The organism is Arthrobacter sp. B055-34 (assembly GCF_059090425.1).
Window position 1 is genome coordinate 144,427 of the sequence record NZ_JBNHFQ010000010.1, and the last position, 24,386, is coordinate 168,812.

The 24,386-nt window shown below is 58.8% G+C and carries 19 protein-coding genes and 2 tRNA genes; 9 read left to right on the top strand and 12 right to left on the bottom strand.

The features are described 5' to 3' along the window. The first annotated feature begins 12 nt into the window (after nucleotides 1-12). Nucleotides 13-852: a glycosyltransferase family 2 protein gene (locus AC5RWO_RS18090; protein WP_498732889.1), complete on the top strand. Its 840-nt coding sequence runs from the start codon at nucleotides 13-15 to the stop codon at nucleotides 850-852. Here AC5RWO_RS18090 and AC5RWO_RS18095 read toward each other — a convergent pair whose 3' ends face one another. The 12 genes from AC5RWO_RS18095 to dnaA all read right to left on the bottom strand — a co-directional run bounded on the left by AC5RWO_RS18095 (nucleotide 853) and on the right by dnaA (nucleotide 13,897). Further along, a complete protein-coding gene (locus AC5RWO_RS18095; protein ID WP_498732928.1) occupies nucleotides 853-1,770 on the bottom strand; it encodes a DMT family transporter in 918 nt (305 codons plus the stop codon). It abuts the gene before it with no gap. A gap of 103 nt (nucleotides 1,771-1,873) precedes the next feature. Next, a tRNA-Ala gene (locus tag AC5RWO_RS18100) sits at nucleotides 1,874-1,946 on the bottom strand. A 39-nt stretch (nucleotides 1,947-1,985) separates the two neighbouring features. Then, nucleotides 1,986-2,102 carry a DLW-39 family protein gene (locus AC5RWO_RS18105; protein WP_211482295.1) on the bottom strand — a complete coding sequence of 39 codons (117 nt, stop codon included), beginning with the start codon at nucleotides 2,100-2,102 and terminating at the stop codon, nucleotides 1,986-1,988. A 31-nt stretch (nucleotides 2,103-2,133) separates the two neighbouring features. Further along, nucleotides 2,134-2,207: transfer RNA gene (locus AC5RWO_RS18110), tRNA-Ile, on the bottom strand. A gap of 154 nt (nucleotides 2,208-2,361) precedes the next feature. Further along, nucleotides 2,362-2,955 carry a DUF3566 domain-containing protein gene (locus AC5RWO_RS18115; protein WP_498637216.1) on the bottom strand — a complete coding sequence of 198 codons (594 nt, stop codon included), beginning with the start codon at nucleotides 2,953-2,955 and terminating at the stop codon, nucleotides 2,362-2,364. After that, on the bottom strand, nucleotides 2,952-5,633 hold the full coding sequence (gene gyrA, locus AC5RWO_RS18120; protein WP_498732890.1) for a DNA gyrase subunit A: 2,682 nt from the start codon (nucleotides 5,631-5,633) through the stop codon (nucleotides 2,952-2,954). The genes AC5RWO_RS18115 and gyrA overlap by 4 nt, the downstream gene beginning before the upstream one ends. 61 nt (nucleotides 5,634-5,694) lie before the next feature. Beyond that, entirely contained in the window at nucleotides 5,695-7,743 is a 2,049-nt protein-coding gene (gene gyrB / locus AC5RWO_RS18125; protein WP_498732929.1) for a DNA topoisomerase (ATP-hydrolyzing) subunit B, read from the bottom strand. Between the two features lie 263 nt (nucleotides 7,744-8,006). Beyond that, nucleotides 8,007-8,612: a DciA family protein gene (locus AC5RWO_RS18130; protein WP_498732891.1), complete on the bottom strand. Its 606-nt coding sequence runs from the start codon at nucleotides 8,610-8,612 to the stop codon at nucleotides 8,007-8,009. After that, on the bottom strand, nucleotides 8,612-9,793 hold the full coding sequence (gene recF / locus AC5RWO_RS18135) for a DNA replication/repair protein RecF (RefSeq protein ID WP_498732892.1): 1,182 nt from the start codon (nucleotides 9,791-9,793) through the stop codon (nucleotides 8,612-8,614). The genes AC5RWO_RS18130 and recF overlap by 1 nt, the downstream gene beginning before the upstream one ends. Nucleotides 9,794-9,803: 10 nt before the next feature. Then, a complete protein-coding gene (gene gnd / locus AC5RWO_RS18140) occupies nucleotides 9,804-10,727 on the bottom strand; it encodes a phosphogluconate dehydrogenase (NAD(+)-dependent, decarboxylating) (protein ID WP_498732893.1) in 924 nt (307 codons plus the stop codon). A 72-nt stretch (nucleotides 10,728-10,799) separates the two neighbouring features. Beyond that, nucleotides 10,800-11,924: a DNA polymerase III subunit beta gene (gene dnaN, locus AC5RWO_RS18145; protein WP_498732894.1), complete on the bottom strand. Its 1,125-nt coding sequence runs from the start codon at nucleotides 11,922-11,924 to the stop codon at nucleotides 10,800-10,802. 554 nt (nucleotides 11,925-12,478) lie between these two features. Next, complete coding sequence (dnaA, locus tag AC5RWO_RS18150; protein WP_498732930.1) at nucleotides 12,479-13,897, bottom strand: chromosomal replication initiator protein DnaA; 1,419 nt, start codon at nucleotides 13,895-13,897, stop codon at nucleotides 12,479-12,481. A 428-nt stretch (nucleotides 13,898-14,325) separates the two neighbouring features. On the opposite strand from dnaA, the gene rpmH reads away from it, so the two are divergent. From rpmH to AC5RWO_RS18190, 8 genes are all read left to right on the top strand, one after another. Next, nucleotides 14,326-14,463 (top strand): 50S ribosomal protein L34, encoded by a 138-nt coding sequence (gene rpmH / locus AC5RWO_RS18155; protein WP_003800212.1) that lies wholly within the window; start codon nucleotides 14,326-14,328, stop codon nucleotides 14,461-14,463. A gap of 74 nt (nucleotides 14,464-14,537) precedes the next feature. Next, on the top strand, nucleotides 14,538-14,921 hold the full coding sequence (gene rnpA / locus AC5RWO_RS18160) for a ribonuclease P protein component (RefSeq protein ID WP_498732895.1): 384 nt from the start codon (nucleotides 14,538-14,540) through the stop codon (nucleotides 14,919-14,921). Beyond that, nucleotides 14,918-15,325: a membrane protein insertion efficiency factor YidD gene (gene yidD / locus AC5RWO_RS18165; RefSeq protein ID WP_498732896.1), complete on the top strand. Its 408-nt coding sequence runs from the start codon at nucleotides 14,918-14,920 to the stop codon at nucleotides 15,323-15,325. Before rnpA ends, yidD begins: the two co-directional genes overlap by 4 nt. A 6-nt stretch (nucleotides 15,326-15,331) precedes the next feature. Continuing rightward, nucleotides 15,332-16,297 (top strand): membrane protein insertase YidC, encoded by a 966-nt coding sequence (yidC, locus tag AC5RWO_RS18170; protein WP_498732897.1) that lies wholly within the window; start codon nucleotides 15,332-15,334, stop codon nucleotides 16,295-16,297. Beyond that, nucleotides 16,294-16,854: a Jag family protein gene (locus tag AC5RWO_RS18175; protein ID WP_498732898.1), complete on the top strand. Its 561-nt coding sequence runs from the start codon at nucleotides 16,294-16,296 to the stop codon at nucleotides 16,852-16,854. The genes yidC and AC5RWO_RS18175 overlap by 4 nt, the downstream gene beginning before the upstream one ends. A 41-nt stretch (nucleotides 16,855-16,895) precedes the next feature. Further along, on the top strand, nucleotides 16,896-17,531 hold the full coding sequence (gene rsmG / locus AC5RWO_RS18180; RefSeq protein WP_498732899.1) for a 16S rRNA (guanine(527)-N(7))-methyltransferase RsmG: 636 nt from the start codon (nucleotides 16,896-16,898) through the stop codon (nucleotides 17,529-17,531). Nucleotides 17,532-17,749: 218 nt separating this feature from the next. Beyond that, nucleotides 17,750-18,730, top strand: coding sequence for a ParA family protein (locus AC5RWO_RS18185; protein WP_498732900.1), 981 nt, complete (start codon nucleotides 17,750-17,752; stop codon nucleotides 18,728-18,730). A 77-nt stretch (nucleotides 18,731-18,807) separates the two neighbouring features. Beyond that, nucleotides 18,808-20,160 carry a ParB/RepB/Spo0J family partition protein gene (locus AC5RWO_RS18190; RefSeq protein WP_498732901.1) on the top strand — a complete coding sequence of 451 codons (1,353 nt, stop codon included), beginning with the start codon at nucleotides 18,808-18,810 and terminating at the stop codon, nucleotides 20,158-20,160. The last annotated feature ends 4,226 nt before the right edge of the window (nucleotides 20,161-24,386 follow it).

The following is a 24,386-nucleotide window of genomic DNA, read 5'->3' on the forward strand; positions in this document are numbered from 1 at the left end:
AGATTCAGTCCCATGCAGACAGCGAAGCCGAGCGTTTCGATTGTAATTCCCGCCTTCAACGAAGAGTCGGTGATTCGACAGTGTCTTTTCGCGGCCATATCCCAGTCCGCACCTCCTGCCGAAATCATCGTTGTGGACAACAAATCCACCGATCGGACCGTCGAACTCGTGCGGCAGATGCAGGACGAATATCCGGACGCGCCCCTCATGCTGCTCTCCCAGGACCAGGCACAAGGCCTTATCCCGACCCGTAACTTCGGCCTGGACCATGCCACCGGCGAAGTGCTGGGACGAATCGATGCCGACTCCATCCTGGAACCGGACTGGGTGGAACACCTCCAAAAGGCCTTTCTGGATCCTGAAGTCATGGCCGCCACCGGCCCGGTGCTCTACTACGACATGCCGTTGCGCCGCTTCGGCCTCCAAGCCGACGACCGGATGCGCAGGTTTGTGCTGAAGCTGGCGAAGAAGCAGTACCACTTTCTATTCGGCTCCAACATGGCCATCCGCAGGGGAGCTTGGGAGATCGTCCGCAATGAAGTGTGCCTCGACGAAGAAGACGAGATGCATGAGGATATTGATATCTCCGTCCACCTTGCCGAGCATGCATTGCGCATCCTGTACGTTCCCGAAATGATCAGCGGGATGTCCGCCCGCCGGCTGGAGGATTCACCCAAGGACTATCGGTATTACGTAACGCGGTTCGACCGGACCTATAAGAACCACAAGATCAAACGCCGGGTGCTGAGGGTCCCCACGCTGATCTTCATGAGTGTCTACTATCCGGCCAAAATCCTGCGCAGGGTCCATCAGGCCCGCACGAAACAGATGGTCCCGCGCGGCGGCATCTAATCATTCCGGCGGCGGTGCCGAAGGCCGGAGGGAAGCGGCCGCGCCTCGTCTCAGGCGGCCGTGCCCGGATCGGTTCTGGAACAGAACGACGACGGCAAGTCCCGCCATAATGAGGGCCAGGCCGAGGTATGTACCCCAGGGCAGAGCCTCCTGCAGGAACACGGCTGCCAAAATGGCTGCGCCAGGAATCTCCAGCAGGATGATCATGGAGACCACCAGAGGACTCAAAGTGGCGAGCAGGTAATTGAAGACGGTGTGTCCCATCAGCTGGGCGACAGCAGTCACGGCCAGAATGCCAATCCACGCTTCCGGTGGGAACGCCACAAGGGACTGCCCGGACACGAGGCACATTACCAGCAGAACGCCCGAACAGATCCCGTAGCACAGGGTGGTGTAGGTCCCGGTCGAGAGTGTCCGGCGCACTTTGCCTCCGGCGATCGTGTAAATGGCTGCCATGGCCCCGCCGATGACCGCAAGGACGTCTCCTGTGATGGCCTCAGCGGAAAGCTGCAGATCGAATCCGGAAATCACGACGACGCCGCCAAGGGCCAGCCCCAGGCCTACCAGTACCTGCGAAGCGGTGCGGATGCCCTGCAACAGGTTGAAAACAGCGATCCAGGCAGATTGGAGACATACCAGGGCGGTAGCAGCAGCAACGGAGGTCATCTGCAGTGCCGTGATGAAACAGGCGAAATGGAGGGCCAGCGCAAGGCCGGCAACGGCACACCACTTCACGTCCGACGTCGTTAGCCGGCTGAATTCCTGTCGCCGCGTAAGGCCAGCGGGCACACCCATGACTAGGCCGCCAAGGAAGTTGCGCCAAAACGCAATGGCCAGCGCAGGTGCGGGCGTGGCAGCCATGATGGGGCCTGAAGCGGCGACGCCAAGAACACCCAGCGCAGCGAGGAAGAAAGTCACGTCCTCACCGTAAGGTGTGCAGGCGGCAAACTCCCAGTTGTCCTTCAACATGGCGTACATGCAAAAGATCCCGGTCCTGATGGACCGGGATCTTTCTATTCGGTGGAGGCAAGGGGACTCGAACCCCTAACCCCCTGCTTGCAAAGCAGGTGCGCTACCAATTGCGCCATGCCCCCGAAAGGAACCTCACCAGTATAACCTAGCGGGCTTCGGAACTAATCAACCTTGTCGGTTGACTTGCTCCACGCGGATTTCTCCGCTTCGGATTCCTGCCACTTCTTGTAGACGACCGCACCTGCGACTGCAGCTGCCAGAACCAGCAACTTCTTCACAGTGTCCTCCATAAGTCGGAACAGTTTTCCGTGGGCGTACCAGGACTTGAACCTGGGACCTCTTCGTTATCAGCGAAGCGCTCTAACCGCCTGAGCTATACGCCCCCTTGCCCCGTCGGGCCGAAATATGACTTTACAGCACATCGCGACGCAACTCCAAATCGGGCCGCACGATGCCTGCGGAACGCGTCTGCGGTACAGAAAAACCCTCCTCCACCGACGGATATCCGTGGTCGAGGAGGGCTGTTCCGTAACGGTCTCAGTCGTCGGTAAGGGTAACGCCGATGCCGCCGACCAGAGTGGCAGAGATGTTGTAGAGCACGGCCGAAAGCATCGCCAGCGCCGTCAGGAGGACGACGTTGACTACCGCGATGATGGTCGCAAACGACGCCACCTGGCCCAGCGAGGCATAGGCCCGCAGGTCGAAGGCTCCGCCCTCGCTACCGGCGATTTCCGTCAGGAGGTCATTGACGCGGTCGAAGATGCCGGTGATGTCCAGCGTGGTCCACAAGACGATGGACGCGACAACGGTTACGATGCCCAGCGCCACGGAGAGCAGGAATGCCATCTTCAGTACCGACCAGGGGTCCACCTTGCTCACAAGCAGGCGTGCGCGGCGGGCCTTGGCCTTGGGCGCCGGACGGACCAACCCGGGGCGTGCTGCCTGGCCCGCCGGACGCGTGCCGGCAGGACGTGCGCCGGAATTTCCGCTTGAGCGGGCTCCCGCCGCCGGCTTTTGCCCTGTCCCGCCCGACGGGCGCTGCGATGGCTTCGCCGGCGGGTTGCGAGGAGCCCCTACGCGCGGTGCATTAGCCGGCCGGGTACCCGGCCGGGGCGTATTGGGTGTGCTCACTCGTTACCTCCGTTTTCCGGCGCCTCTGCTGCCTCGTCGGCAACCGATGGCATTTGGTCTGCATTCAACGGTACTTCATCAGCAGGCTGCTGCGCAGATTCCGCTGCTTCGACAGCCTCATCTGGAACCTCAGCCTCATCATTCCCGGCCTCTTCCTCCAGACCGGCGCCCAGGCCCCGTTCGGAGTTCTTGGCGACGGCGATGATGCGGTCCTTCTTGTCCGGTTTGGCAAAGATAACGCCCATGGTGTCCCGCCCCTTGGCAGGCACGCCGGTGACCGAGGAACGGACTACCTTTCCACTGGCCATGACGACCAGGACCTCGTCCTCTTCCTGGACGACAAACGCGCCAACCAGGTTTCCGCGGTCCTCGGCATACTTGCCGACCTTAATGCCCAGGCCACCGCGTCCCTGTACCCGATATTCCTCAACGCTCGTCCGCTTGGCGTAGCCGCCCTCGGTGACAATGAAGACAAATGAGTTATCCGTGACGACGTCGGCCGTCAGCAGCTCGTCTTCTTCGCGGAACTTCATTCCAGTCACACCGGACGTTGCGCGGCCCATCGGGCGCAGGGCCTCGTCCGTGGCGGTGAAGCGCAGGGACTGGCCCTTGCGGGACACAAGCATCAGGTCATCCGTCTCGGAAACAAGCTGTGCAGAAACCAGTTCGTCTTCGTCGCGCAGGTTGATGGCGATGACGCCGGCCGACCGGTTCGTGTCATAGTCCTCAAGCCGGGTTTTCTTGATCAGGCCGCGCTTGGTTGCCAGCACCAGATAGGGGGACTGCTCGTAATCGCGCAGCTCCAGCACCTGGGCAATGTGCTCGTCCGGCTGGAAGGCCATCAGGTTGGCCACATGCTGGCCCTTCGCGTCCCGTCCGGCTTCTGCGAGTTCGTAGGTCTTTGCCCGGTAGACGCGGCCAAGGTTGGTGAAGAACAACAGCCAGTGGTGCGTCGTGGTGACAAAGAAGTGTTCGACAACGTCGTCACCGCGCAGCTGTGCGCCCTTGATGCCCTTGCCGCCGCGCTGCTGCGAACGGTAGTTGTCGATGCGGGTCCGCTTGACGTAGCCGCCGCGGGTGATGGTGACCACCATTTCCTCTTCAGGAATGAGGTCTTCCATGCTCATGTCGCCGTCGTAACCCATAGCGATCTGGGTGCGGCGGTCATCGCCGTACTTGTCGGTGAGTTCCTGCAACTCTTCGCTGACGATCCCGCGCTGGACTTCCTCGGACGCGAGAATCCGGTTGAACTCGGTGATCATCCGCTCAAGTTCGGCATGGCGGTCCTGGATTTTCTGGCGTTCCAAAGCGGCAAGCCGGCGCAGCTGCATATCGAGGATTGCCCGGGCCTGGAGCTCGTCGATATCTAGCAGCCCCATGAGGCCGTCGCGCGCTGCCTCCGTGGTGGCCGAGGCACGGATGAGCGCGATAACCTCGTCCAGCGCATCGAGTGCCTTGAGCATGCCGCGCAGGATATGAGCCTCTTCTTCGGCCTTGCGCAGCCGGTAGCGTGTCCGTCGGACGATCACTTCCAACTGGTGGGCGACCCAATGCCGGATAAACGCATCGAGCGTCAGCGTGCGCGGGACGCCGTCGACGATCGCCAGCATATTTGCCGCGAAATTCTCCTGCAGCTGCGTGTGCTTGTACAGGTTGTTCAGCACCACCTTGGCGACGGCATCGCGCTTGAGCACAATCACCAGGCGCTGGCCGGTGCGGCCGGAGGTCTCATCGCGCAGGTCGGCGATGCCGCTGATCTTGCCGTCCTTGACCAGGTCGGCAATTTTGATCGCAAGGTTGTCCGGATTGGCCTGATAGGGAAGTTCCGTCACCACCAGGCAGGTGCGGTTCTGGATTTCTTCCACGTTGACCACGGCGCGCATCGGAATAGATCCGCGGCCGGTCCGGTAGGCATCTTCAATGCCCCTGTGTCCCAGGATCTGTGCACCGGTCGGGAAATCCGGGCCCTTGATGCGCTGAATGAGTGCTTCCAGCAATTCCTCGCGGGAAGCCGTAGGGTTTTGCAGGTACCACTGCACACCGTCGGCGACTTCACGCAGGTTGTGCGGCGGGATGTTGGTGGCCATACCGACGGCGATGCCGGACGAGCCGTTAACCAGCAGGTTGGGAAAACGCGACGGCAGGATGGTTGGTTCCTGGTTCTTGCCGTCGTAGTTGTCCTGGAAATCGACGGTTTCCTCGTCAATGTCGCGCACCATCTCCATGGCGAGCGGGGCCATTTTGGTCTCGGTGTACCGCGGGGCCGCGGCGCCGTCGTTACCCGGGGATCCGAAGTTCCCCTGCCCCAGTGCGAGGGGATAACGCATGGTCCAGTCCTGGATCAGGCGCACCAACGCATCGTAGATGGCGGAGTCGCCGTGCGGGTGGTACTGGCCCATGACCTCGCCGACCACACGCGCGCACTTGTTGAAGGAGCGGTCCGGACGGTAACCGCCGTCGAACATCGCGTACAGCACGCGGCGGTGGACCGGCTTGAGCCCGTCCCGGACGTCCGGCAGAGCACGCCCGACGATGACCGCCATGGCGTAGTCCAGGTACGACCGCTGCATTTCGGTCTGCAGGTCGACCTGCTCGACCCGGTCCGTCAGAATATCGCCTTCCAACGGGACGTCCCCGGCAACACCCTCGGGGAGGTCCGGAGTCTCTTCGTCGCTCATCGTTGCGTTCCTTCTGTCAAAGTCATCGTGTTACCAGGGAAAGGGTTTCGGCCGGCCATCGCTAGATGTCCAGGAACCTCACGTCCTTGGCGTTTTGCTGAATAAATGTGCGGCGGGACTCGACATCCTCGCCCATCAGCACGGAGAAGATCTGGTCCGCGGCCGCGGCGTCATCCATGGTCACCTGCAGCAGCGTGCGGTTATCCGGATCCATGGTGGTGTCCCACAGTTCCGTATAGTCCATCTCGCCCAGACCCTTGTAGCGCTGGATGCCGTTCTCCTTGGGCAGGCGCTGGTTGCTGGCCAGCCCCTTGCGGATTACGTCGTCGCGTTCCCGGTCGCTGAAGACGTAGTCGTGCGCATGGTTGGACCACTTGATGCGGTACAACGGCGGCTGCGCCAGGTAGACATAACCGTTTTCAATCAGCGGGCGCATGTAGCGGAACAACAAGGTCAGCAGCAAGGTGGTGATGTGCTGGCCGTCAACGTCGGCATCTGCCATCAGCACGATCTTGTGGTACCGGGCCTTCTCGACGTCGAAATCCTCGCCGATGCCGGCACCGAAGGCGGTGATCATGGCCTGGACTTCGGCATTGCCCAATGCACGGTCCAGACGCGCCCGTTCCACGTTGAGGATCTTTCCGCGCAGCGGCAGGATGGCCTGGGTCTCGGGGTTGCGGCCGCGCACGGCCGAACCACCTGCCGAGTCACCCTCCACAATGTAGATTTCCGACTTCGACGGATCCTTCGACTGGCAGTCCTTCAGCTTGCCGGGCATGCCGCCGGACTCCAGCAGTCCCTTGCGCCGCGTGGACTCGCGCGCCTTGCGGGCGGCCAAACGGGCCTGGGATGCCTGGATCGACTTGCGGATGACATCGCGCGCGGGACCGGGGTTCCGCTCCAGCCAGTCGCCGAGTTCGTCGGTAACAACGCGCTGGACAAAGCCCTTTGCTTCCGAGTTGCCGAGCTTGGTCTTGGTCTGGCCTTCGAACTGGGGCTCGCCCAGCTTGACGGAAATGACGGCGGTCAAGCCCTCGCGGATGTCATCACCGGTAAGGTTGTCATCCTTTTCCTTAATGATGTTCTTTTCCCGCGCGTACCGGTTGATCAGCGAGGTCATGGCAGCCCGGAAACCCTCTTCGTGGGTGCCGCCCTCATGGGTATTGATCGTGTTGGCATACGTGTGGACACTCTCCGAATACGAGGTGGTCCACTGCATGGCCACTTCGGCGGACATCTTGCGCTCGGTGTCCTCGGTTTCGAAGGCGATGACCTCCGGGTGGATGATGTCCACCTTTTTCGAAGAGTTCAGGTGCGTAACGTAGTCCAGCAGGCCGTTGTCGTATTTGTAGACAACCTTGCGGTGCTCCGGAGTGGTTTCAACCTCGGTGGCCGGGTGGTCCAGATCCACGTCTTCGCTGTTGGAGACGTTGTCCTCGGGATGCCGCTCGTCCGTGAGCGTGATCTTCAGTCCCTTGTTCAGGAACGCCATCTGCTGGAAGCGGGCCCGCAGGGTTTCAAAGTCGAACTCGGTGGATTCGAAAATCGTCGGGTCCGGCCAGAACGTCTGCTGGGTGCCGGTCTCTTCGGTGGCTTCGCCCTTGCGCAGGTCTCCCACCGGCTTGCCGCCGTCCGCGAAGGACTGGTGCCAGACGAATCCCTGCCGGCGCACCTCGGTCTCCACGCGTGAGGACAGTGCGTTAACTACGGAAATACCGACGCCGTGAAGGCCGCCGGAAACCGCGTATCCGCCGCCGCCGAACTTGCCGCCGGCATGCAGGATGGTCATCACAACCTGGACTGTGGGCCGGCCCTCGGTCGGGTGCATATCCACCGGGATACCGCGCCCGTTATCGATCACGCGCACGCCGCCGTCGGCCAGCAGCGTGACATCGATCGTGTCGCAATAGCCGGCCAGTGCCTCATCGACGGAGTTGTCGACTACCTCATAGACCAGGTGGTGCAGACCGCGGGGACCGGTGGAGCCGATATACATACCGGGGCGTTTGCGGACCGCTTCGAGACCTTCCAGAACGGTGATGTCGCTGGCACCGTAGTCTTTGGGTTTTACGCCCTCTGTCTCCTGGGGTTCTGCGCCGGTATTTTCCAGCTCATTCTCCTGCGCCACAGTTGCCGTCGACTCCTCAAGTTCCGTCTCATGTTTGGGCGCCCTCCCAGCAGGGAAAGGCGCCGCCACCTAATTCTAGCGTGTCGCGGCGTCGAATTATGCATGAACAGGCCCTGGACGGGCAAGAAACTGCCTTTTCCCGCATTGAGGGGGCCTGTTATGGGTCGGTGTATAGGTGGCGGCCCTCTGAGTGCTCTACTTGGCTCCTGCGCATTTCGCAAGAGCCCCTTTCGATGTTGTGGAGTTTATCCGTAAGTATCGCGCGGGCCGCGCCCGCTGACGGTCCGATAACCCTTGCGCCAATTCGGCGCGGACGGAGCGAGGACCTGGATTTTGGTGACAACGCCTGCACCGAGCGCTTCATCGAAGCGTTTGAGCAACGCGTGGCTCATCAACCGCAACTGCGTCGCCCACGCGGTGGAATCACAGCGCACCTGGACCGTTGTGTCCTGGAAGCTCTCGGGCCGGCAATGGGCCGCAATCTCTGCCCCCACCAGCTCGTCCCAGCGGGAAATGACAGATCCGACCGCCACCGGCGAAGACCATCCCCGGTCCTGGACCAAACGGCCAAAGACCGATCCGAGGCCCCTCGGATCCCGGCCGGAATCCTGTTTCGACGTTGCGCTCACAGGATGAGGCAACGGCGTACGACGGCGGGTGGCAGACCGGGTGCGGATCTCGCCACGGCCTGCGGCCGCTTCACGAACCCGGCTAAGCATTGCTTTGGCGGCATCAACCTCGTCGTGATGTGTTGTCTCGGGCTGGGTGGGGCCGGTCCGGGGTGCCGGCAGACCTGCATGTTCCCCTTGGTTGTCCCGGGGTGTGGAAGCGGGACGTTTTCCGGTTACCATCACTGATCCACCCCTCCCGGAATGACGGTCAGCTTCTCGCCGCTTAGGGCGGCAGGGATATCTTCCACTACTGCTGCCGTGACGATGACTTGCTCTGCACCCGCCACGATCCCGGCCAGTTTATCCCGTCGCTGGGTATCGAGTTCGGCGAAAACATCGTCAAGAATCAGCACCGGGGCAGCCCCGGGAGTCTGGTCGTCTTCACGGAGCACATAGTAGGAAGCCAGCCGTAGAGACAAAGCAAGGGACCAGGTTTCACCGTGGGATGCATAGCCCTTGGCTGGCGTCGGGCCGAGCACGAGTTCCAGCTCGTCACGATGCGGGCCGACCAGGGAAATACCGCGCTCCACTTCCTTTTTGCGCTGCGCCCGGAATGCCTCCAGGTACTTGCCAGCCAGTTCCTGGACGCTCATCGAACTCAACGGGAGATCCTGCGCACCGCCGTCGTTCTCTATTTCTCCCTCGTCCGAAAGCTGCAGGTCGATAGTGGAACGGTAAATGGCTGCGGCCTTTTTCGAACCATCGGTCAAGGATGCGTACGCGGCGGCGACATGCGGTTGCAGCAGTTCGACCAGTTCGAGCCGCGCCTTGAGCAGTGCCGCACCGGCCTGGGCCATGTGCTGATCCCAGACCTCCAGGGTGGATTCGTGCGTGGAGGTGAACCGGCCGCTGGCACGCGCCGACTTCAACAACGCGTTGCGCTGTTTCAAGACGCGGTCGTAGTCGCTGCGGGTGGCGGCATGGTGCGGAACCAGGCTCGCCAGGAGCTCATCAAGGAAACGACGCCGGTTGGATGGATCGCCCTTGACCAGTGCCAAGTCTTCCGGTGCGAAAAGAACTGTCCGAAGGATCCCCAGGACGTCACGGGCACGGACCGGGTTCGCGCGGTTGATCCGGACGCGGTTGGCCTTGCCGGGGTTGATCTCCAGTTCCAGGGAAGTGGACTGGCCGCCGCGGACAACCCTGGCACGTACAAGAGCCCGCTCTGCGCCAAAGCGGATGAGCGGACCATCCGTGCTGACGCGGTGCGAGGACAGGGACGCCAGATAGCCGATCGCTTCGACAATATTGGTTTTGCCGACGCCATTTGAGCCCACAAATACAGTGGTTCCGGCCGTAAAGGGGATATCCAGTTGGGTATAGGTCCGGAAATCAGTCAGGGATAAATACTCTACAAACACCTAGCAGCGGCTACTTCTGGTTGTCATTGTGCTGTTCTGCGGCGTTTCGGGCGCCGGGTGCGCGGACGGCATGTCCGCCGAACTGGTTGCGCAGGGCCGCGACCATCTTCATGGCGGGGGCGGCGTCCTGCCGTGAGGCAAACCGGGCGAAGAGTGCGGCGGTAATCGCGGGCGCCGGGACGGCATGGGCTATGGCTTCTTCCACAGTCCAGCGCCCTTCGCCCGAATCCTCCACGTAGCCGCCGATTTTGCTTAGTCCCGGGTCCTCTTCAAGCGCCTTGACCATGAGATCCAGCAGCCACGAGCGGACGACCGTGCCCTTTTGCCAGGCGCGGAACGTTCCATGGACATCCTTGATGATGTCCTTGGCTTCGAGCAGTTCGTACCCTTCGGCATAGGCCTGCATGAGTCCGTATTCAACGCCGTTATGCACCATTTTTGCGTAGTGGCCGGCACTGACATCGCCGACGTGAACGAAGCTTTCTTCCCGTGGTCCCTCGGGACGCAGTGCATCGAACAGCGGCATGGCTGCTTGGACGCGGTCCGGATCTCCGCCGGCCATTAGTCCATAACCGTTGGCCAGCCCCCACACACCGCCGGAGACACCGACGTCGACAAAACCAACGTTCTTCTCCGCCAGCAGTGCTTCATGTTTCTGGTCTTCCGTGAACTTGGAGTTCCCGCCATCGATAACCAGGTCTCCGGCTTCAAGTTTTCCGGCCAGATCAGTGATAACCGAATCCGTGATTTCCCCTGCGGGGACCATCACCCAGATAATCCGCGGGGCCGGAACAGTTGCCACCAGCGCATCGACCGATTCAACATCCGTCCGCTCAGGATTGCGATCGTAGCCAGTAACCTCGATGTCCGCGTCCCGGAGGCGTTGGCGCATATTGAAGCCCATTTTCCCAAGTCCAATGAGGCCGATGTGCATAACGATCACTCTTTCCCGGTTGTGGTTGAGACTAGCGGCGCGGGTCTGGACTGAGGTTCTTGCTGTTTTCGGCTATTGGTTTGGCAACCGTACCGGCATCAGCAGGTAACGGTAGTCTTCCTTGTCTTCGCCTTCGAGGTCATCTTGCGCCGACATAACCGCAGGTTTGGGCGGCGTGGTGAAGGAGAACCGGACGTACTTGCTGCTGAAGGCGTTGAGGCCTTCCGACAGGTAGTGCGGATTGAAAGCGACCGTAATTTCATCTCCGGACAAGGCTGCTTCGATTGCTTCGGAAGCCTGGGCATCTTCGCCCGTGCCGGCATCCAGCGAGAGCTGCCCGTCGGTGAACGCCAGCCGTACGGGCGTATTGCGCTCGGCCACCAAAGATACGCGGCGTACTGCCTCAACGAGTACCGAGGTTTCGACCGTTGCGTGGATGGGTGTGTTTTCCGGGAACAACGAACGGATCTTCGGGTAATCGCCGTCGACGAGCAGTGAAGTGGTTCGGCGACCGCCGCTTTCGAAACCGATCAGTTCGCTATTGTCCGAAAGCGCAATGCTCAGATCGCCGGAACCGCCGAGAGTCTTGGCAACTTCGTTCAAGGTCTTTGCCTTGACCAGTGCGCTGGTGGAGATACCGGGTGTGGCCGGCCGCCAAGCTACCTCGCGCAGCGCCAAACGGTACCGGTCTGTGGAGAGCAATGTGATGAGGTCGTCTTCGATCTCCATACGGACACCGGTCAGTATGGGCAGAGTGTCGTCCCGGCTCGCCGCGATGATCACCTGGCTAACCGCTTCTGCGAAAGCTTCTCCATCAACAACACCGCTGATATCCGGCAGCAATGGCAGTTCGGGGTAGTCCCCGACCGGCATGGTTGCGAGGTTGAATCGGCTACTGCGGCAAGTCAAGGTCACCTTCGTGCCATCGGTGGCGACATCGACCGGGGCCGAGGGCAGGCTCCTGGAAATGTCCGCGAGGAGCCGGCCGGAAACGAGAATGGTGCCTTCTTCGCTCACATCCGCCGGAATCTGAAGCCGGGCAGATATCTCGTAATCGAAGCTGGCGATGCTGACCATGCCGGCTTCGGCTTTGATGAGCAAGCCCGAAAGTACGGGAACAGGAGGCCTCGGCGACAGCGAGCGGGCTGTCCAGGTTACGGCCTCGGCCAGGACATCCCGATCAACTCTGAACTTCACTGAAGTGTGCCGCCTTTCACAACGTACATGCCGGGGAATGCCAGTGGTGACAGCTCTGCCGCTCTTCCCGGCAGAAAGAACCGGCGGCTGCTGTCGACCAATGACAACAATTCTCTGTGCAAGCTTAGCCGCCAGACAGGCATTCTCACACCGGAGGTGGATTTCGGTGGATCAGAGCATCAGGGATCGGAGAGCTTGGATCGTCAGGGTCAAATGTTATTTGGAAAAGCCTGAATAGATGGGATTCGTAGTGTTAATAACGTCTGTGGATACTGTGGATAACTGCTTCTGGCCGCGGCTGCTGGCGAAGTCGCCCTGTTCACAAGATGTGCAGTTCCTCCGTCAGTGCCTGTGAGGTCGTGTGGACAAGAATCCTTGTGATTATTGGGATCCACAGGCGACCCTGTAGTTATCCCTCGATGAAGTGCGGTTCTCCACTTAATGATCCACAGCTTTATCCACACCTGTTAATTTCGGACCGGTCCAAGGGTCTGAAAGATAAGCTTCAGAAATAGTCGAGGGTCTGAAGGTATTTGGGGAGTGGTCTTTAAGGCTTAGCTCTCGCGCTGCTGCTGCTTGATGAGGTTGGTTAGCTCGGTGACCTGGTTGTAGATCGCGCGACGCTCTGCCATCAGTTCCCGGATCTTTCGATCAGCATGGATGACGGTTGTATGATCTCGGCCACCTAGTTCCTGACCGATCTTTGGTAGTGACATGTCCGTCAGCTCCCGGCACAAGTACATGGCGATCTGCCGGGCGGTCACGAGCGTGCGGGTCCTCGACTTACTGCACAACTCCTCAAGACTAAGTTTGAAGTAGGCCGCAGTCTGACCCAAGATCGTGGTCGACGTGATCTCTTGTGCCCCGTCGTCGGTAATTAAATCCTTGAGGACGATTTCTGCCAGGCCCATGTCCACGGCCTGACGGTTCAAACTTGCGAAGGCAGTGACGCGAATCAGCGCGCCTTCGAGCTCGCGGATGTTGGTAGAGATTTTGGACGCGATGTACTCAAGCACCTCATCCGGGACGGACAGGCCTTCACTGATGGCTTTCTTGCGCAGAATCGCGATTCGGGTTTCCAGCTCTGGAGGCTGGATGTCGGTCAGCAGGCCCCACTCGAAACGTGAGCGCATCCGTTCCTCGAACCCGGAAAGCTGCTTCGGCGGAAGATCTGAGGTGATGACCACCTGTTTGTTGTGGTTATGCAGTGCGTTGAAAGTGTGGAAGAACTCTTCCTGCGTCGCATCCTTGTTGGCCAGGAACTGGATGTCATCGATGAGGAGAATATCCACGTTCCGGTACAACTGTTTGAAGCTCGCACCTTCATCGTCCCGAATGGAGTTGATGAAGTCGTTCGTGAACTCTTCGGAATTCACATAGCGGACGCGGATCCCGTTGTAGAGATGCCGGGCATAGTGCCCAATTGCATGGAGCAGGTGGGTTTTACCCAGCCCTGAATCACCGTAGATGAAGAGCGGGTTGTAGGCCTTTGCAGGTGCTTCGGCCACGGCCACGGCAGCGGCGTGTGCAAAGCGATTCGATGAGCCGATGACAAAGGTGTCGAAAATGTACTTCGGATTGAGCCGGCCGAATTCGTGCGAGGTGCTCGGCGGAGTGGGCTGTGCGCGAACTTCGTCACCCGCGGTGCTGGCCGGCGACGGTGCAACTTCCGGTTCGGGTTCCGGTTCCGTCTGCGTGACCATGTCCGTATCCACAGAGAATGCACAGAGGATCTCGTCCTGGAAGACATCGCGGAGGGCATCCTGCAAGGGCTCCTTGAGCTGCTGGGATTGGAAGACTTCCCTAGTAAGTTCATTGGGAACAGCTACCAACAGCGTGGTTCCAATCAAGCCCTTGGCCTGGGCGAGGACTACGAAACCTCGCTGCCGGGGACTGACTCTGTCGTCCCGTTCCAAGGTGCGAACCACCTTACGCCAGGAGCTTCCGACGTCGTTTATCTGGTCCGTATCCACCGAAAACCCCTCAAATAGCAGTAATGCAAATTCCTCCACTTCCCGTTTTACCGGATCCAGGACCTTCATCCACAGAGTTATACACAGACGTGGATAAAGTGCTCTTGCCAAGAGTAGATGATGATTCTGGTAGAAGATAGCTGGAAAGTGGCCTAGGTGAACTAATGCGGCCGACGGCGGCAAAAGCGTTCGACAAGAGGTTGTCCACAGGTGTTTATCCACACCGGTGGATATCAACGGCAGAGTGCTGGTTTGACGGAACGCCGTTCTAACCCCTACCGTTATGTAGTCCTTCGTGTCTGCTTTGTGCATACCCCCATGCCTTTTGTGAGGTTGCCAGAGCAGATGCCCAATAGAGCGTCCGCCTGTTACTTCCCCTTGTTGCAACGGGCTGAGGCGCATCTGTCGATCGTCTTGGAGTAACCACCGTGAGCAAGCGGACTTTTCAGCCGAATAACCGCCGTCGTGCCAAGAAGCACGGCTTCCGCCTTCGCATGCGTACCCGCGCCGGCCGTGCCATCCTGGCAGCGCGCCGCGGCAAGGGCCGTACCGAACTGTCGGCCTAACCAGCTGCCGTTTGTCGAATCCGGCTGCTTTGTCTTTCAGCAGCCGCGCAGCGGAATAGGCAGCTTTCATTGTCATGCTGTCCAGTAAAAACCGGATGCGCCTTTCGGCAGACTTTTCAACAACTGTACGTTCCGGCGCCCGCTCTGGGCGTCGGAACTTAGTGTTATACGCGGTTCCCACTGCCCTGGACCAGCCGAGCACTTTCGGCTTTATCGTGTCCAAGGCCGTGGGGAACGCTGTAACCCGCAATCTCGTTAAACGGAGACTGCGGGAAATCGCGGTGCACAGTCTCAGGGCTTATCCACAGGGGCTTTCTGTTGTCGTCAGGGCATTGCCTCCGGCAGCGAACGCAGATTTCGGCGCTCTGAGCAATGACTACCGCAAGACATTTGCAGCAGCGACGTCAAAGTTCCGCGCGGCACTGCCCGCGGCCGAGCAGAGAGGACCCGCCGAATGAGCGCAACAAGCCATTCGCCGGTGCAGCCTCCTGCCGCTGCTTCTTCTTCCGCGGCGCGTTTTCTCTGGGCCTTGCCGCAGAACTCGCTGATCGGTTTGCTAAAGGCATACCGAAAAGTCGTTTCTCCTGTATACGGACAAGTGTGCCGGTTTTTCCCCTCTTGTTCGGCCTACGCGCTGGAAGCGGTGACCGTCCATGGAGCCGTGAAGGGAACCTGGCTTGCGGTGCGTCGGCTTTCGCGTTGCCACCCCTGGAACGACGGCGGCGTCGATCACTTGCCGTTGTCCCCTTACTATGAGCGTCTGCTTCGGGAGAATCCCGCTGGAACGCCACGGATTATTGTGCTGAATCACCCGGAGATTCCGGCCGACGATGAAGGCCGTCCAAGCGGCCCGAGGAGCTAACGAGTAATGGATTTCCTGAACACCATACTTTTCCCATTCATGTGGGTGGTCTCATGGATCATGCGGTCGTTCCACGACCTGTTCACCACCTTGGGAATGGATGCGGCGAACGGCTGGACCTGGACGCTGTCCATCGTTGCTCTGGTGCTCGTCATCCGGGCTGCTCTCATCCCGGTATTCGTCAAGCAGATCAAGGCGCAGCGCGGAATGCAGGCGCTGCAACCGGATCTCCGTAAGCTTCAGCAGAAGTACAAGGGTAAGACGGACCAGCTCTCGCGCCAGGCCATGACGCAGGAACAAATGGCCCTGTACAAGAAGCACGGCACCAACCCGTTCTCGGCCTGCTTACCGATGCTGATCCAGATGCCGTTCTTCTTTGCCTTGTTCCAGGTATTGAGCCAGGCGTCTGGGGCTAGCGACGAAGGCCGCGGTATCGGTGCTTTGTCCGCCCAGGACATTCAGCAGTTCGATGCCTCCACCATCTTCGGTGCACCCCTATCTGCCTCACTTCTTCACGGCGGCGGTGGCGACAACCAAGTTGCCGTCATCGTGCTGTCGATCATCATGATTCTGGCGATGACTGCCTCGCAGTTCATCACGCAGAAGCAGATCATGTCGAAGAACATGTCCGAGGAAGCACTGGCCAGCCCGTTCATGCGCCAGCAGCAGATGATGCTCTATATCCTCCCCCTGGTCTTCGGCATCGGCGGAATCAACTTCCCCATTGGTGTTCTCATCTACTGGACCACCACCAACCTTTGGACCATGGGCCAGCAGTTCCTTGTGATCAGGCGGATGCCCACCCCCGGGTCGCCCGCTGCCAAGGCCTTGGCTGAACGCCGTGCGAAGAAGGGACTTCCCATGATCCCCCTCCTGGGCGAGAAGAAGTCCGAGGAACCGGCCGTCGAGGCCCCGGCTGCCACCAAGGTGCAGCGACCGCAGCCCCAGCGTAAGAACAGGAAGAGAAAATGAGCACCGAGAGCGTCTCCGATACATCTGCCAATCAGTCGGCCCTGGAAGCCGAATCCGAAGAGTCGGCCACGCAGTCCAACAACGCGAGCCGTTTGGAAGAAGAAGGCGACGTAGCTGCGGACTACTTGGAAGAGTTGCTCGACATCGCCGATATTGATGGCGACATCGACATCGAAGTCCGCAACGGGCGCACCTACATCTCGATCGTTTCCGAAGAGGACGACAACGATGCTCTTGAAGCGTTGGTCGGCCGTGAAGGCGAAGTTCTTGAGGCACTGCAGGAACTCGCACGATTGGCCGTTCTGACGTCCACGGAGAACCGATCGCGGCTTGTTCTTGATATCACCGGCTACCGGGAAGAACGTAGCGTCGAACTGCACAAGATCGCTCAGGACGCCGTCACCAAGGCGAAAGAGACCGGCGAAGAGGTCGCATTGGCACCGATGAGTGCCTATGAGCGGAAGATCGTCCATGATGTGGTGGCTGACCTCGGGTTGGCCAGCGAGTCAGAAGGCGAAGGAGCCAACCGCCACATCGTCGTCTCGCTGGCTTCCTAGTCCTGCCGCCGCTGGCCTGACCTACTTATTGAGGTATATACGTGGTTGAAATAACGCCGAAAGAAAAGGCGGCGGCGTCGTCGGTATTCGGAGACCGAACAGCGCTGGCAGAACGTTACGTGCAGCATTTGGCGACATCGGGCATGGAACGTGGCTTGTTGGGTCCCCGAGAAGTTCCGCGTCTTTGGAGCCGACACGTGTTGAACTGTGCGGTCGTAGCTGAACTGATCCCCGCCGACGCTTATGTCGCGGATGTCGGAAGCGGTGCTGGCTTGCCCGGACTCACATTCGCCCTGGCAAGGCCTGACCTACGGCTCACCCTTATAGAACCCCTGGAGCGCAGGGTCACTTGGCTGAACGAAGTTATCGAAGACCTAGGCCTAGACAACGTGGAGGTCCTGCGTAGCCGTGCAGAACTGGCCGTAGGACAGGTCAAAGCAGATGTTGTAACGGCGCGGGCCGTATCTGCCCTGAACAAGTTGGCGCCCCTGACGATTCCGCTCTTGGAAGGCCATGGGCAAGTCCTAGCCATCAAGGGGAGAAGCGCGGCAGAAGAAATCGAGAAGGCAGCAAAGGTAATCCGCAAGCTGGGCGGCACTGACACTTCGGTTGTGACGGTTGGGGAAGATCTCCTTGAGGAACCCACGACCGTTGTACGTATTGTGGTTGGCCGCTGATTCCTCCGCTGACGAATAACCCACACCTGCGTGGGGTCGTCGTCATTCTGGAGTGCCAGCAGATAGTCTAGAGTCACTAAAGCCGGAGATAAGGGAAGTGAGCGAGTTCTGGTGGGTTTGGGAGACGAGCGCTCTGCGGGACGCAGCTTCACTTCATCACGGGACCGGCTCCGAGGCTGGTTTTCTTCGTTCACTCAACTCATAAAGGTCGATAATTAATGACTAACATCGAGGTTTCACGTGAAACATCGGCTACCGGTGCCACGGAAATGAAGGTCGAGTCGACGGTTCCCAGCGTTATGGATTCGATCGATGAAAGCACACCGCTGGCGCGTGAGCTTGCCAGCGAGAACCGGCGCCGCGAAAGGTTGCAGGGACGCGACCTACCGAGGCCCAGCGAAACGCGGATTCTTACAGTAAGCAACCAAAAAGGTGGCGTCGGTAAGACAACCACGACGGTGAACATTGCCGCTGCCCTGGCCGCCGCTGGTCTGAACGTTCTTGTCGTGGATATTGATCCGCAGGGTAACGCCTCGACCGCTCTTGGCGTCGAGCATCACGCGGATGTGGACAGCATCTACGATGTCCTCATTAATGACCTGCCGTTGGCTGACGTACTGGCGCCGTGCCCGGACATCAAGAACCTCATCGTAGCTCCGGCTACGATCCATTTGGCCGGCGCGGAGATTGAACTCGTTTCATTGGTCGCCAGGGAACAGCGACTGCGTCGCGCCATAGACGTGTACGCGAAGGAACGCGCAGCCGCGGGACAGGAACGGTTGGACTACGTCTTCGTCGACTGCCCACCGAGTCTGGGGCTGCTTACCGTCAACGCTTTCGTAGCTGCGCAAGAAGTTTTGATTCCTATTCAATGTGAATACTACGCATTGGAAGGTCTCAGCCAACTCCTCAGCAATATCGAGATGATCCAGAAGCACCTCAACGGGGACCTGGTTGTTTCAACTATTCTCCTGACGATGTACGACGGTCGAACAAACTTGGCTGCGCAGGTTGCCGCGGAAGTGCGCCAGCACTTCCCGGATCAGGTTCTGGGCGCGGTCATACCTCGATCCGTACGTATTTCCGAGGCGCCGAGTTATCAACAGACAGTCATCACCTATGATGCATCCTCCAGCGGTGCTCTGTCTTATCAGGAAGCAGCAGCAGAAATTGCCGAGCGCGGGCGGCAATCCAAGTAACTCCAACTCTCAACGGTAGACTTAGCTCCTAGTCAGAAAAATGCTCGCATTCGCGTGCATTCAGGAAGGATCCCTTGATGAGTGAGAAACGCCGCGGTTTGGGTAGGGGCCTGGGTGCGTTGATTCCGAATTCACCTGTAGCCACAGAAGAGAAGAATACCGAGCCCAGTCCGGCAGCTGCCCGCCGTGGTCGTCCCGTCGATGTTTTTTTCCCGGCAGCTTCCCGTCGCGACGAAGACAACTCGCCATTCCTGAACACCCAATCGGAACGAGGCGGTGCCTCTTCGGCGGCGCAGGTCGCCGAGGTCCTTCGGGGACCCCGAAAGAACTCTCCGTCTGCACGCAAACCCATAAAGAAGGCTTCGGTAAAACCGTCTCCGGACACGGATAGTGCGGAGGCGGAGATTGAGACGAAGCCAGGCTCCGCAGCTCATGAGAATGAAAACTCAGTGGTAGCTCCCGTGGAACCTGAGGCAAAGGCGATGACTCCGGTTGAGTCTTCCGCCACTTTAGTGGCAGCTGAGGAAGCCGAACAGGAGATGGCGGAAGCTGTCGAACAGTCGGATGCCCCGGAAATCGATGATGATGTTTCGCGTGAAACACTTGTAGAGGTGCCAGGGGCGACATTCGCTGAAGTTCCGATCCTGTCCATCCACCCTAACCGGAAGCAGCCGCGGACAGTCTTCGATGAAGAAGACATGGCGGAATTGGTGCACTCGGTCCGCGAGATCGGCATCCTGCAGCCCATTGTTGTCCGACCATCGGGTGAGACTGGCGAATATAAGTATGAACTGGTTATGGGCGAGCGGCGCTGGCGTGCCTCTCAAGAAGCCGGATTGGACACCATTCCGGCTATTATCCGTTCGACAACCGATGACGATCTACTCCGGGACGCGCTCCTCGAAAACCTACACCGAAGTCAACTTAATCCGCTTGAAGAAGCGGCCGCATATCAACAATTGCTGGAAGATTTCGGATGTACACATGACGAGTTGGCTGATCGCATTGGTCGCTCGCGCCCCCAAGTGAGCAACACGATCCGACTTATGAAGTTGCCGCCGTTGGTACAACGTCGTGTAGCAGCGGGTGTTTTATCTGCAGGGCACGCGCGTGCCCTGCTCGCGCTTGCAGATCCCGCTGAAATGGAGAAGCTCGCTCAACGGATTGTTGCTGAAGGATTGTCCGTCCGGGCAACTGAGGAGATAGTCTCACTCAGCGATGGACTTCGTAGGCCAAAGAGGGAATCAAAGCCTCGAGCCGGTGCTCGCCATGAGCGGTTGGACTATCTCGCCACTTCGCTTTCTGATCGGCTAGATACAAGTGTGAAGATTACCCTGGGCGCAAAGAAGGGTCGGGTCAGTATTGAGTTCGCGAGTGTTGATGACCTGAACAGAATCATGACCGTCCTGAGTCCAAATAGCGACGGTTAGTTTCAGTACCCAATTGATGCCTGGGAGGGTAGGTTCCGCAGTCAAGTGGCTCCTACCCTTTTGGCTATGTGCCTACTGTGTTCCGGCAAACTGCGAAGGTCAGGGTGGAGTCGTCCCGAGCAGTCTCGTCTTAGATTTGGTTTCACGTGGAACATGGTAACGAACCCTCGATTGAAAGAGCCTTTTGCTGTCTGAGCAGTCACCCTGTCAGCGGTGCAGGTGAGGGATACATTCCATGCGGAAGAAGAAACTGAACCAGCCATCGAAATACCGCCAGCGTGGAGAGGGCCGGAAAGCGCGTAACTGCCACCGCCGAACTTGCCGCCCGCGTGCAGAATGCTCATCGCAGCCTGGACCGTGGGCCGGCCTTCGATTAGGCGGATGTCGATCCGACGCCGCGTCCTTTATTCACCATGGGGAACGGCGTCGGCTGACAGGATGATGTCGATCGTGCCGTCATAGCCGACCGGGTTCTCATCGACGGCCTTGTCGAGGTTGTTTAGACCGCGGGGACCAGCCGACCAATGTACATTCTGGGGTGTTTGCGGACGCCACGAGACCTTCCAGACCACGAGACCTTCCAGACCGGTGACGTCGCGGGGACCGTAGTTCTCGGTTTTACGACTTGTGTCATTGAGAACGTCTGCTTACTCAACGAAAGCCCCCGCTGTTGCCGGGTTCGAACAGGCACTGCCGTCATCAAACGACTGCGGCAGATCGAAGTAGTACGGAGCGAAGATTGCTTCGACTCAATTTTCAAGGAGACCTTTGACGACAGTCAGCAATATACCGCTTGAGAAGGGTAGTCGTGGAAATCAGGCGGCACCTACTCTTCTGCCGCTTGGGCTACCGTGCTTCACGTGGAAGCGAGAAGGCAGTTTGACGTCGTCACCGGCACAGTATTGGCTTAGGAATAGTTTCATATCCTTACGCTGACCCTCCCCGATAGGCAGGTTTCTCTCAGTGTGTGCACTCATCGACTTTGGTTTCCGGACAAGTGAAAAAACTCCATTGAGTTGTTGGTACGGGTTGGTTTTGAAGTTTCGCGATCCACGATATGGTGACTTATCGGCTCCACCGAGTGGCGCTCTGGTGCTCAAGACGAAGCTGCGCAGGCTGCCAGATGCAACGAATTTCAATCCTGTTCCTTCGGCAGGCGGGACCACGTCAGAGGAACGCACTTCTGTAGGGCGGGCCTGTGTTTCACGTGAAACCCGTGGGTCCGTCTACCTTGTACCTTCGACATGAGAAGCGTACCCCTCGGCGCCAGACGCCTCGGTCAATCTGATGGGGGCCAATAGAACTGCCCATAGATCGCCGACTGTATGAGTTCCATGTCAGCTCTCATGCTGTTTGAGGCTGCCACTGACTGCCAGTCGCAACTCCGTCGCCGCGAGGACGCTGCAAAACCTAGTAACTTGCTGCTCTCGTCAGGCTTCTGAGGCGACAGTCGTTGCTGCTTGCCGGTTCATTCGGGTTCTGCATTAGGCGGGCCAGGCCTGGCGGGCTGGAAACATGGACAACGTATACGTGCCGCCGGCCGGGACACCGGCTCGTCTCGGGCTGTTTCGAAGCGGTCTTGACTCCAATGGGCACGCGAAGTTACGGGTCTTCCTTGCGTCTCTAGCGGTCGTGTCGGTCTCTGAGATTTCTTCAAGTTGGAGTGCTCAGTGCAGACATATCCTGGTGAGCATCTATAGGTAGCTCGCTGGCTGTCCGCGGATGGATGTTCCTGTCCAACTAAGTTAACGCCGTTTTGCGCCGGAAAGTCTCAGGGTGCTATTGGTGTTTCTTCAACCAAGTGATCGTGTAACTACGTTTTCGGAACGGTTCAACATGTGTCCTGATGAACTATTTGCGGATCTGCCCAGCGAAACCGTCGAGATAATTCACGTGAAACGTGGTGGATACGGTTTCCGCCGAATCTTAGGGCGATCACAGGCGTTTATCACACTGGATATCTGGCGGGGCGCCCGCAGTATGACCAAGCGAGAGACACCTAAAATCTCACCGACTGGCGGTAAACCATTGTGCAACTTGATGGATTTGTAAGATACATCTCTGGGGGTGTTTCATAAGAGAGCAGTTTGGAGCCCGGCTGGGGCCGAGCGGCTTAGAGCTCTGTGGTACATCGCACTGCTCTCGTTCGGTAGGGGCCGGAGCAGCGTTGACAAGTAGTCCTGGCTATGTTGGCTCAGTAAGTCAGCGAGTTGGACTAACCGGCGACTGCTCGGCCGTCGATGATCAAAATATGACGCAGGCCGGCCGGCGTCTATGCGATGCACATGCGGCCCATACTCGGGGAGCGTCTCCCTGCCGTCATGCGTGTAGGGCAAACGCCCTGTTGGTTTCACGTGGAACGCCTTAGTCTTCCCTAGTGCGGACTCGGGCCTATTGGTGCCGAGATCCTCGCTGACGATTTGAATTGATCTTTTTCCAGTCCCTTCGTCATCCCATTACGGATCATCGAACCGCTTCTCACTAGCAGTTGCGCGATGTTTCACCTGTAATTGTCGGCCCACGCATTTCCGGATGGTTAAAGCCCTACCTTTCCGCATAGGTAGGAGGGCTGATCCACGTTGAGCGGCTGAGCCCCAGAACGGGTGACTGCTTGCAGCTTCTAGGTCGCTTTGTTGGATGCGTCCAGGTGACAGGAAGGAATTACGCCGATATCATGCGCTCGGATCGAAGACATTCTAGACAAGTTTCACGTGGAACATGAAGTCTGCGGCAAATCATAAGCGGCTGAATATCCTGCGCCCTATCTTCATTCGACATCCTGGCAGGGCGGAGAAGGTATATCCATGTAGCTTCACGAGCTGAGCATGGAACACATAGCTGAAAGGGTCGCGTCTAAAGCCCGTTGGTATAGGGTCAAAGATGAGCGGCAGCAGCCACCGCTGGCAGGGCATGGCCCATATCCCAATCGTGGTGCTGTGGAATCCCATCTCCTAGAGTAGTGAAGGTACTTCCAAAGATTTCGGGTGGTCCAGGCACTGACTATTTATCGTCCCCAGCTCAGTGCCAGCGAAGAACCGCAGGGCAGGCTCTGGCGACATACACGCTTGTTTCACTGAACGCTACCGATTGGTACGACCTCCATCCCAACGTGGACGCCGTCTTGCAGGGTAGGTCCTTCGAAATGTAGCAGTAATTGCAACGGCCGTTTACGGCTGTGGATATGGGCAGCGCGGCGTATTCAGGATGAGCATCCACTTGTATTAGGCGGCCTACTCGCTGGCTCGGTTTAACGCGGAACGTCGTCAGAGCAGACCGGACATGTATGGTGTCGCCTGTGTCTGACCGGCAAGTCAAGGCAGCTGGTACCCAGCATTTGATGTGGCGCGAAGTAGCGCCTTGTCCCTTCTGCAGCTTCGCTGCAGTGCGCAGATCGTGGAGAATCCGTTTGGATGCAGCGTAGATGAGGAATGCAAGTTTCGGGCAATCCACGTTTCACGTGGAACAAACACGATACTTGTGGGGTGCTCGGTCCTATGTGCCGCGGTAACGACCGAAACTGCAGTTCGGGTCGTACAGAAGGAGGAGGTCCCGCGCGCTAGACCAAGAGGATGAGTAGTGAATTTCTAGGCCAACCTCCAGCTGTCATTGCTGTTGCGCTTGCCGTGCCCCATGCCCTATTGGACCGCTTTTTGCAGTCTGGCTTGCATCTGTAGAGAGGTAGGCCGGGAACACTGTGCGGAGTGTTCTCGCGACCCGAAACTCCTCGCCGCGTTGCCCCTAAACCGAGGCGAAAGTAAGCATCGAAGCGATGAGCACAAACGGAATCTCCCACAACGTGACAACACATGAACACCTAACTGTGGTTAGGACGAGGTTCCGCTCAAACTTTATCCCGCAAGACAACCAGGATTTCCGCTTGCCGGAGATCCCTAAATGGACCTGCCCCAAACCTGCGATTGCAGGACATCATGCCAGAAGGTCGCTTGCCCGTTGGACGGCTACGGACGTTAACGTACGTGCTTTCGGGATAGCCGCATGGACGGAGACTGAAGCTAGCCACCAAATTGCGTCAGCGCTCTTTCGGCTGATGACGAGGAGGGTCTAGGGCCCACGAGAATGTTGTCGCGTATAGAGGAAGCAGTTCCACGTGAAACGTCGACAGTAAGTCGCGGGTTCTATTCGGCGGTGGAATCGTCGTCGCATCTAAAGGCGACCACTGGGACAACCGTCTGAATGCGGAGTCCGACGGCTCCTAGCTGCAGGAT